The 9,084-nt window shown below is 67.1% G+C and carries 8 protein-coding genes; 3 read left to right on the top strand and 5 right to left on the bottom strand.

Annotated elements, in window-relative coordinates; all coding sequences use genetic code 11:
• The coding region (locus AAF604_14800; protein MEM7050935.1) for a hypothetical protein at positions 1-250 on the top strand (250 nt) is incomplete at its 5' end.
• Positions 251-454: 204 nt separating this feature from the next.
• Positions 455-982, top strand: a complete 528-nt coding sequence (locus AAF604_14795; protein MEM7050934.1) for a hypothetical protein — start codon at positions 455-457, stop codon at positions 980-982.
• Positions 983-1,050: 68 nt separating this feature from the next.
• Here AAF604_14795 and AAF604_14790 read toward each other — a convergent pair whose 3' ends face one another.
• The gene (locus AAF604_14790; protein MEM7050933.1) at positions 1,051-2,721 is read right to left on the bottom strand and encodes a DUF2207 domain-containing protein; all 1,671 of its coding nucleotides are present in this window, start codon (positions 2,719-2,721) and stop codon (positions 1,051-1,053) included.
• A 224-nt stretch (positions 2,722-2,945) separates the two neighbouring features.
• Between AAF604_14790 and asd the strand changes: the two genes are divergently transcribed.
• Positions 2,946-3,878 carry an archaetidylserine decarboxylase gene (gene asd / locus AAF604_14785; GenBank protein MEM7050932.1) on the top strand — a complete coding sequence of 311 codons (933 nt, stop codon included), beginning with the start codon at positions 2,946-2,948 and terminating at the stop codon, positions 3,876-3,878.
• On the opposite strand, the gene AAF604_14780 is transcribed toward asd, so the two are convergent.
• Genes AAF604_14780 through AAF604_14765 form a run of 4 tightly spaced genes read right to left on the bottom strand, consistent with a single transcriptional unit; the run spans position 3,785 to position 9,057 of the window.
• On the bottom strand, positions 3,785-5,923 hold the full coding sequence (locus tag AAF604_14780) for an alpha/beta fold hydrolase (protein ID MEM7050931.1): 2,139 nt from the start codon (positions 5,921-5,923) through the stop codon (positions 3,785-3,787). The two genes, asd and AAF604_14780, sit on opposite strands and share 94 nt — an antisense overlap.
• Positions 5,920-7,062 carry a GNAT family N-acetyltransferase gene (locus AAF604_14775; protein ID MEM7050930.1) on the bottom strand — a complete coding sequence of 381 codons (1,143 nt, stop codon included), beginning with the start codon at positions 7,060-7,062 and terminating at the stop codon, positions 5,920-5,922. Before AAF604_14775 ends, AAF604_14780 begins: the two co-directional genes overlap by 4 nt.
• 13 nt (positions 7,063-7,075) lie before the next feature.
• Positions 7,076-8,101: a phosphotransferase gene (locus AAF604_14770; protein MEM7050929.1), complete on the bottom strand. Its 1,026-nt coding sequence runs from the start codon at positions 8,099-8,101 to the stop codon at positions 7,076-7,078.
• The gene (locus tag AAF604_14765) at positions 8,098-9,057 is read right to left on the bottom strand and encodes a VlmB-like protein (protein ID MEM7050928.1); all 960 of its coding nucleotides are present in this window, start codon (positions 9,055-9,057) and stop codon (positions 8,098-8,100) included. The genes AAF604_14770 and AAF604_14765 overlap by 4 nt, the downstream gene beginning before the upstream one ends.
• Positions 9,058-9,084: the final 27 nt, after the last annotated feature.

Here is a 9,084-nt window from a genome sequence, read left to right as displayed (position 1 = left end):
TGACGTACCGGCTCCTGTCACTGAAGTGACTGTTTCTGGTTACGTTAAAGGCGACGTGATCTACGACTTCGACCAAGACTCACTTGGTGACACGTTTGGTTCTGGTGGCAGTATCGACGGTCGTCGTCAGAGCGTCTCTGGTGTATCGCTGCACGCTACTCAGTCACGTTTCCGCATTCGGTCTCGTACGGACACGGCTATCGGCCAAATTCGCACCCTGATCGAAATGCTCGGGCTCGGGAACTCTTGAGGACCAAAAAATCCTCCGCGTCGAGACTTTTTCAGCAGCCTGCTAGCAGGTACAGGGATTCTCCTTCGGGACGAACGATAGTTCAGGGCTCGAGGGAATTGCCCCCTCAGGTATAGATCTCTATACTTCCTTGGGAGTATTCACTAGATTTATTGCGAGACGTGAACCTTGCCAAGCAGATTCCGAAATAGAGCGACCGTCACGGTGGCCCTGTTCGTTCTCACCGCGTTCACCCTTCTCGCCGTCGCGCTCGCTTCGGGTCAAAGAACGACCACCTACAGGGCTCCTCTCGAAGCAGACCTGATCGCCCTCGAGTACGTCGCTTCCGGGGGACTTGGTACCGACTCCACAATCTTTCGTCTCTTCGGAGACGGTCGCTTGACCAAGCAATCAGGTAGCGATGGTGCCTTACTCGCTGAAAAGATCCTCTCAGCTGAACAGTCAGATTTCTTCATCACCACGATCAACGCAGGCCGATTGATGCACTGGGATCCCGAACGCCTGGGAACCGAACTTCGCGCACAGCTCGGCTATAACCCGGTCATGGTTGATGCCGGCAGGGTGACTCTTCGACTCAAACTGGAAGACCAAAACGGAGTACTCGAAGAGCGCGAGCTGACCCACTCCTATGCCCCTTGGCAAATCAAGAAGCTCTACCCGGCCCTTTCGATTCCGGAAATCGAAGCCCTGGCCGAGATCGAGAAACAGCTCGACGACTTGACGCAAACGTAAAGCGCTCGTTTCTCGGGTCTGACGGCGGACTCGAAGGTCGACTCAGCCCTAACTCGCTCACATCGGAATCACCCCGCACCCCCACCGCCTCCCCCGGCACCACCGCCGCCGCCGGCACCGGCACCGCCGCTGCTGCTGCCGGAGGCCACCGGGGCGACAGCGACGGCGGCGCTTTCGGAGGCTTTAAGGAAGGGGTAGAAGGCGAGGTAGGCCGCCGCTGCACGGGCCGGCGTTTTGCCGGTTTCGTCGCTCGCCCAGGTGGGCAGGTCGAGGCGGGCATCGCTCTTTTTGAGCAGCCGAACGAGCTTGCTGTGGAGGGTGGCCTTGGGTTTGAGCATCAGCCAGGGCAAGGCGTCGAGCCAGCCGCGAGCCGCCCGCGGTACGTCGTCGAGTTCGAGATGCCTCCCGAGCTCCGCCTGGCACCGTTTGATGTAGGACACCACTTCGGCCCGCTGGCGGGCTCCCTCGTCGGTGGCGGGGTAGAACTGCAGCCCGAGCACCAGGCAACCGAGGCCGAGGCCGAAGAGCAGGCCTGCGACGAGGAGTCCTGGCGGACCGAAGAAAATTGCCGCCAGGCTGCCCAGGACGAGCGCCACCGGGAACACCAAGAGCAGTCTCAGGGAACGGGCGAAGCGGTTTTCGAGCCAGCCGCGGTCGATCAGATCCTGGCGGATCCGGCGCACCGTTTTCACGCGCCAGGGCCGCTGACGGCGGCCGAAGGCCTCGAGGTCCTCGTACTCCGAGACCCTCCTCAAGAGCTCCCGCTCGAGGTCCGTGGCCTGGTCGGCGGCGGGATCCCGGGGCCGCTCCGCCACCGTGCGAACGGGTTTGTACCAGCCATCCCCGTGCTTGCGGCGCACTAGCTGCAGGTGCCCCCGGCGGGCCAGATCGAGGACCGCCGCCGCCAAGCCGACCTCACCGCGGGGCGGAACGGGATAGAGCAACACCGCCGCTTCATAGACCGGAATGTCGGGCAGCGATCCGGAGCCGGACTCCTTCTTGGCCCCCATGAATCGACGCACCAGGGTGAGCAGCGGAGCCAGCCCAGCGAAGAAGGCCGCCACGGCGAGCAAGACCTGCTGCGGCGTGGGCGGCGGTGACGGCGGGTTGCGGCCTGCCAGGCGGGTCGGGAAGTCGACCTTGACGCGATAGGCGGTGCCCGGGCCGAGGCTCGGGTAGGTGAAGCGGACTTCCCAATCGGTGGCGGCGCCCTCGGCGCGCAGCGCCTGGAGCTCACCCTCGTCCGCCGGTTGAAAGGAGATGTCGTCGGCCGCGAAGGCGAAGCTGGCCGGCAGCACGACGGTGACCGCAACGTTGCGGACGGGCACGTCCCAGTCGCGCCCGACGGCGTCCCAATCGATGCGGTTCTTACCCTCGAGACCGAGCAGCGCGCCTTCGGCGCGATACTCGATGATGAAGGTCGTGCTACCCAGGCGAGGCGGGAACTCCCAGCGCAGTGAGTTCGACGAGGTCTCGACGTCGAGCAGCTCGAGATCCGGGCTGCTCACCCGCAGACCGGCGAGGCGATCGATGCCGCGGCGCGAGATCTCGCGGTAGGCGAAGCTGAAAGGCTCGCCGCGAAACTCGAATACCAGCGTTTCGCGCACGTCATAGGCGCCGTCCTCGAGCAGCTCCAGGCGCACGTCGTAGGACGAGATCTCGTAGGACTTCTCCGCCTCTGCCGCCGCGCTCGCGGCGAGTAGTGCCAGAACAAGAATCCACAGGGTGCGTCGCAGCATCTGGAACCTCCCGACAGTCGAATGGGCCTACATTGTCCTACGACCCCAATCCAGAGCGTATTCCTGCTCGGCCGTCTCTCTCCGTGCGAAGCAGGAGCAGGCGGCGGCGAAGCCGCCGTCGGACGGGGGTGAGCCCGCGCGACATGCGCATGCGGGCCGGGCCGCGTAGGCGAGGGGGCGCCCAGCCCCCTGAAACAACCGCCTGGTATCCTCCCGCTCCGACGATGGCCGCGCACTTCCTAGACCGTTTGCTCGCCGCGATTCAGGCGCCGCTGCCGCAGCACTGGCTGTCGCGCGTCGTGCTGGCCTTCACGCGCTGGCGGCTGCGGCCCTTCAAGAACTTCATGATCCGGTGGATCTGCCGCGCCTACGACGTCGACTTGACGGAGGCGGTGGTCTCCGACGTGCGGTCCTTCGCCAGCTTCAACGACTTCTTCACCCGCGCCCTGAAGCCCGAAGCCCGGCCGCTGGCCGGCGACGACGGCACGGTGGTCAGCCCGGTGGACGGCGCCGTCAGCCAGGCCAGCGTCATCGCCGGCGGACGAATCTTCCAGGCCAAGGGCCACGACTTCGGCCTGGTCGAGCTGCTCGGCGGCGACGAGGAACGGGCGCAGCCCTTCCAGGGCGGCTCCTTCGCCAACCTCTACCTCTCGCCCCGCGACTATCACCGCATTCATCTGCCGCTGGCCGGGCGGCTGGTCGAAACGGTGCGCATTCCGGGTCGCCTGTGGGCGGTCAACCCGGCGACGGCGCGCGCCGTGCCGCGGCTGTTCGCTCGCAACGAGCGGGTCGCGGCGATCTTCGAGACGGCACACGGCCCTCTCGCCCTGGTGATGGTCGGCGCCATCTTCGTGTCGGCCATCGAGACGGTCTGGGGTGGTCTCGAGACCCCACCCCACCGGTCGGCGGTGAGTGTGGTCGAGCACCGCGGCCAGAACCTCGTCTTCGACCGCGGAGCCGAGGTGGCGCGCTTCAATATGGGATCGACGGTCTTGGTTTTGTTGCCGCCGGGGGTCGCCGAATGGGCTCCGGAGATCGTCCCCGGAGCCGCCGTTCGAATGGGTCAGCGACTCGGTGAGACGGCCCGCGGCCGATCCACCAGCGACGGGACTTCGACGGCTCCGGTCTCGTCGACTCGCGAATCCGGCGACGCCTGACTCGCGTTCTCGGCCACCAGCTCGGATTCGGTGCCGCCAGCGCCGCGATCGTCGGTTTTCTCGACCCCACCAGCGAAGAACTCGCTCAAGATCTCGGCGAAGCGGTCGGGCCGCTCTTCGTGACAGGAAATGCCCGCGAAGGGGATCAGCTCGAGGCGCTCGGCGCCGGGAATCTCCTCGTAGAGCTTCTGCGCCCAGGAGGTCGACCAGTAGTCGTCCTCGCAACCCCAGATGATCAAGGTGCGGTTGTCGAGCTGCTGCAGCAGATGGGCGATGTCCTGGGTGCAGGCCGGATCGAGGGAGAGGAAGAAGCGTCGCAGCCGAGACCGCCGCTCCGCCGACGACACCGGCCGCAGGTAACGCTGCACCCGCTGTGGCGTGAGGTCGTCGGCCTCGGTGACCAGGCGCCGGAAGCCGGAGCGCGAGCGCGCCACCGGCCGAAAGGACATCACCGCTCCGATCAGCGCCATGCCGCCCGGGAGGCGCATGACCTTGCGCAGGCGCTCGACCTGCGGCGGCGGCCAGTTGTCGAAGGCGTCGCAGTCCGAAAGCACCAGGTGGTCGACGACCTCCGGCCAGCGCACGGCGAAGAGCTGGGCGATGGCGCCGCCGGTGTCGTTCCCCACCAGGTGAACGCGCTCGAGACCGAGGTGGCTGAGCAGCCCTCGGATCATCGCGGCCTGCGCTGGCAGACCGTAGTCCGCCGTGAGCGGCGCCCGCGACTCGCCGAGGCCGAGGGTCTCGACGATCAGGCAGCGATAGCGGTCCTGGAGACGCTCCACCACGCCGTCCCAGGCCTCGGCACCGGCGAAGCCGTGCAGGAAGACCACCGCCGGCCCGCTGCCGATATCGCGGTAGACCACCTCGTAGTCTTTGACTCGAAAGCTCTTGCGCTCTTCGAAGGCCGGCCCGCGGGCGTGGGCAGCGGCGCCGCCCTCGGCGGCCACCTTCACCACCGGCTGGGCCAAGGTTTCGACCTGCCTCTGGCGACGCCCCCAGTCTTGGCGCGCCGCGGCCCGCAACACGCGACCGAGATAGATCGCCGGCTCGGGGCAGACCACGCCCTGGGCTTCGAGGGCCGCATCGGCGAGAAACGTGTCGAAGACACAGCCCTGCCGCAGGTAATCGGCCAGGTGCCGGGCTTCGGCGCCACGGCTCGACAAGGCTCCGAAGGTCAGCGCACCACCGAGCCGCAGCAGCGGCGCCATGAGCTGTGGCAAGAAGCGTGGCCGGCGGCCCGCGGCCGGCTCACCGGCCACCATCTGCGCCAGCTCACCGAGCTCGAGGGAGCCTTTCCAGCCGCCGGCGAGGTGGAAGGTGCCGCCCCGCTGGCCGTGACGCATCAGCGTCACCATCGCCTCACCGACATAGTCCGCCGGCACCAGATCCAGTCGGGCCAGCTTGTCACCCGGCAGCCAGCGGCCGCCGCCGGCGAGGGCGAAGAGCAGCGGATAGGCGCCGGTGAAGGCGAAGGCCTCGCCGGTCTGAGCGCTGCCGACGACGTGGCTGGGCCGGAAGACGGTCACCCGCGGGCTCACCGGCGACTCGCGGAGGCGCTCTTCGGCGGCGAATTTGCTCTCCTCCCAGGGGTTGCGAAAGGTCTGCCCGCAGTCGAGATCGAACTCCGTGAAGAGGCCGTTGCGACGCCCCCCGACGAAGGCCGTCGAGAGATGAGCCAGGCGCAGGTGCGGGTGGGCACCGAGCAGCCGAATCCAGTTCTCGACGGGACGGACGTTGCCCTGGCGGGCGAGATCGAGGTCGTTCCCTGGCAGCTCGAGCTGGGCACAGTGAAAACCGCAGTCGATGCGCTCGCCGAGGTCGCGCCAGGCCTCGCGGTCGAGGCCGAAGCGCGGTTGCCGCACGTCCCCTGCGATCACTTCGAAGCGCACCGGCAAGGGACCGACGTACTCGACCAGGCGATCCAAAACCTCGTCGCCGTCGTGCCCCAGCACCAGGGTGACGGTGTCGACGGCCTGACGCGCCAGATGGGCCAGCACTTCGGCGCCGACCAGGCTGTCGGCACCGGTGAGCAGGACGTTCTTCATATCTGCACCCCTTGCTTGAGCCCCGCGAGGACTTGCTCGGCGCGATAGCGGTTCATCCACCACTTCTGAAACGGCAGGCTCGGCTTGAGGGCCAGGGAGTAGCTCTTGAGCAGGAGATAGTTGTCGGTCAGCTCACCGCCCATGCGGGTCTTCACCAAATAGGAGCTCTGCCCGAGGTCGACGTGCTCGATGCCGCGGTCGATCGCCCGGATCAGCCCCTGGTAGTTGAGCAGGTTGTAGATCAAACCGCTGTCGGCGTCGTCGTAGTCGACGCCGATGCGCCGGTTGAGCTGCTGGACGCGGTCGTAGAACACCAGCATCGCCCCCACCGGCTCGTCGCCCTTCTCACACAGGATCATCTCGGTGAGGGGACGGCGCGAGCGGTTGCACTCGACGAGAAAGGCCGGTGGCAACTCTTCGAACTGGTACTTGGCGCGCAAGAACACGCTGCGGAAGAGCGGAAAGAGGCGCGGGATCAGAGACTCGAAGTCCTCGACGGCGCGCAGCCGATAGCCCCGCGCCTCGGCGTGGCGAAACTGCTTGCGGGCGTGCTTGCGGCCATTCTTCGAGAGGTGCTTCGAGAGGTACTGATCCCAGGAGTCATAGCGCGTGTCGATGCGGATGGTCGGGAGCGAGTAGCCCTCGGAGAAGCCCGCCTGGCGCATCACGCCACGCTCCTCCTCGGGAAAGCTCTGATGGATGTCCTTCAGCAGGCAGAGCTGGGCCCGAAAGGAGGCCGCCAGCCGGTCGATCTCCGCCAGCAGCAGGCGCAGGGCGCCGGCACGATCCCGCAGCTCCGGATGCATCGGAATCCAGCCGCGGTCCGAGATCAGGCAACCGACCACCGCCACGGTGTAGGCCGCTGCCATCCCCAGGTTCTCCACTTGAGAGGCATAGGAGGATTGAATGAGCTTCGGCAACAGGGCGTTGAAGTTGAGATTGCTGCCGATATAGACCGGCGTGAACAGCACCGTCTCGCCGCCGTCCTCGACCGTCAGATAACGCACTTCGAGGCGACCCCACAGGGTGCGCTCGACGGCGCGCAACAGGCCATAGGAAAAGTCCAGGCCACCTCCCTCTTGCGCCATCACGCGGTCGGCGCCGAGCTCGTCGATCGATCGGTAGATTCGCGTCTCCATCTCTCCCTCGAAATCAAATGCCCGGCAGGGCGAGGACCGCCGCCACCCGGATGGTGAGACCGTCGAGGTCCTTGACCGGCGCCTCGACCAGGCGAGCCGCCAACGCCCGTACCCGCTGGCGGGCGGTTTCCGCCATCGGGTAAGCAAAGGGGCCGAAGCCGCGCGCCGCCAGAAAGACGGCGGTGGCGAGGAAGGCGCGCTCGCGAACGCCATCGGCCCAGCGCACGTCCCCAGCGGCAGCGGCATGGGAATCGAACAGCCGGCGGGCGAAGCCCTGGGCCGCGGCAAAGAGCTCGGGCCGTTCGAGGGCGGGAAGCAAAGCCACCGCCAGCAGGGTCCCGAGGTCGAAGGCGGGATCGCCGAGGTGGGCGCCTTCGAAGTCCACCAGGGCCACCGGCTCGCCGGCCGCCACCAGCAGATTCTTCGCCCACAGGTCGGCATGGACCAGACACTCCGAGCGACTCAGCCGCTCCTCGGTGGCGGCCCAGGCGTCGGGAAAGACAGCGCGTCCCCCAGGGGCGAGCAAGCCGTCCCAGATGGTGCGCACGATCACCTCGCGCTCGGCCGCCGGTCGCAACGGCGCCATGCCCCGGCTGGCCCGATGCACCCGACCGAGGGCCGTGCCGAGGGCCTCGGCCTGCTCCGCCAAGCGCTCGAAGCACTGGCCGACGACGTCGAGCAACACCCGCCGGCCCGCGCCGACGTCGCTCATCACAAAGGCGTAGGCCTCGCGATCGAGGCCCAGGAGCCGGGGCACGCGCACCGCGTCGCCGGCCAGCTCCTGAAACCGGCGCATCGCCTCCGCCTCCGAGAAGATGCGCTCGCGCGGCAGTCGGACATCGAAGTGCTTGGGCTTCTCCGCCACCTGCTTGAGGTAGAAGGAGTCACCGCCGGCCCGCACCCGGTAGACGTAGTTGAAGTTCGAGAAGGCCTCGACCTCCTCGAGCTCCACGGGCGCCGCCGGCGCGAGATCCAGAGCGGTGCGGACGACCCCCTCGAGAACCCCTCCCGCGGTGACCGTCGCACCGCCGGAGCTCACGGAATCGCCTCCTCCAACCCCATGTAGCGCAGCCGGCTGTCCTGCATTTCCGTCGACCACCGGTTGGCGGTCTCGAGACGCTCCTCGGGGGTGGTGTCGGAGAGCAGCCGGCCGGGCCAGATCTCATAGCCTTCGATCTTGTCCTGGTGCTGCTTCATGCCCTCTTGGAAGAGCAGCTCGCGCCGGAAGATGGGATCGTCGGTGGGCAGCTCGGCCCACAGCTGGCGGCCACGGGTGATGATGTCGAGCACCCGCGGCACCTCGTCCGGATGGGCCTCGAGATACTCCTTGACCACCGCGCTGCCCACCGTCAGGTGACGCACCTCGTCGATGTTGGCGCCGTGCTCGATCTCCGCCGCCGGCGGGTCGAGGTGCCGCCACTTGAGCTCCGAGAGCTCCGCCGAGGGCGCCAGCACCCCCTCCACCAGAATGGTCAAGATCACCACCCCGGCGATGAAGTCGCGCTGATCGCGCATCAGCGGCAGGGCGAAGTCCTCGAGGGGCACCAGGATCTTCTCGGAGTCGGCCCCGGCGATCCGCTGAATGGTGGCGGCGAGGTCCTTCTCCGGCACCCCGAGCTCGAGGAGATGACCGCGAAAGACCCGCGAGTGCCGCGCCTCGTCGATCATCTGGGTACCGAAGAACTCCATCGAGAGAACGTCCGGGGCATAGGCCACCAGGTAACTGATCGCCCGCGTCGCCTTCTCCTCGGAGATCGAGCGGAAGGAGAACTCGTCCATGATGGCGGCCCGCAGAGGACCGTCCTCGAGCATGTAGTCGGGCACTCTGGTCTCCGGCCGGTGGCCGTTGATCAGACCCGCCAGGGTGCCCTGTGGGGCGGCTTCGATCCAGTAGTCGAGGTGGCACAGGGCCGGCGTCAGCTCGAGGTTGGTGGCACCGTCGAGAATGCTGGGAGCTTCCTCCCAGGAAGCCTCCTTGGGGGTTGTCTGGGGCATATCGTCAAATCTCTCCGTTGGATGGAC

The sequence above is a fragment of the Acidobacteriota bacterium genome (genome assembly GCA_039028635.1).
Taxonomy (GTDB): domain Bacteria; phylum Acidobacteriota; class Thermoanaerobaculia; order Multivoradales; family JBCCEF01; genus JBCCEF01.
The sequence above is the reverse complement of the archived record's forward strand: the minus strand, read 5'-3'. Positions and strand labels throughout refer to the sequence as shown.

What these genes read in the sequence shown, in the direction of transcription:
- AAF604_14790 (MEM7050933.1), bottom strand. Translation starts at nt 2,721, where the DNA reads ATGCTGCGACGCACCCTGTGGATTCTTGTTCTGGCACTACTCGCCGCG.
- asd (MEM7050932.1), top strand. Translation starts at nt 2,946, where the DNA reads ATGGCCGCGCACTTCCTAGACCGTTTGCTCGCCGCGATTCAGGCGCCG.
- AAF604_14780 (MEM7050931.1), bottom strand. Translation starts at nt 5,923, where the DNA reads ATGAAGAACGTCCTGCTCACCGGTGCCGACAGCCTGGTCGGCGCCGAA.
- AAF604_14775 (MEM7050930.1), bottom strand. Translation starts at nt 7,062, where the DNA reads ATGGAGACGCGAATCTACCGATCGATCGACGAGCTCGGCGCCGACCGC.
- AAF604_14765 (MEM7050928.1), bottom strand. Translation starts at nt 9,057, where the DNA reads ATGCCCCAGACAACCCCCAAGGAGGCTTCCTGGGAGGAAGCTCCCAGC.